The sequence below is a fragment of the Pantoea sp. SIMBA_079 genome (genome assembly GCF_046940275.1).
GTDB lineage: Bacteria > Pseudomonadota > Gammaproteobacteria > Enterobacterales > Enterobacteriaceae > Pantoea > Pantoea borealis.
This window is the reverse complement of record NZ_JAWRYR010000873.1, coordinates 1-239: the sequence shown is the minus strand read 5'-3', so window position 1 is coordinate 239 and position 239 is coordinate 1. Positions and strand designations below refer to the sequence as shown.

Below are 239 nucleotides of genomic sequence, written 5' to 3'. Positions count from 1 at the left end.
ACGAACATCACCTCGGACAGGTCGAGATCGACCTCGAGGTAGTGGTCGTTGAACGCGCTGTTCTGCTCCGGATCGAGCACTTCGAGCAGGGCCGAGGCCGGATCGCCGCGGAAATCCATCGACATCTTGTCGATCTCGTCGAGCAGGAACAGCGGATTCTTCGTGCCGACCTTGTTGAGGTTCTGCACGATACGCCCCGGCATCGAACCGACATAGGTACGGCGATGGCCGCGGATCTC

Annotated in this window: 1 protein-coding gene; it reads right to left on the bottom strand. The window is 60.3% G+C overall.

Translation table 11 applies throughout. From position 1 onward, the window contains the following. The coding region (locus SB719_RS22430) for an AAA family ATPase (protein WP_412160073.1) at positions 1-239 on the bottom strand (239 nt) is incomplete at both ends.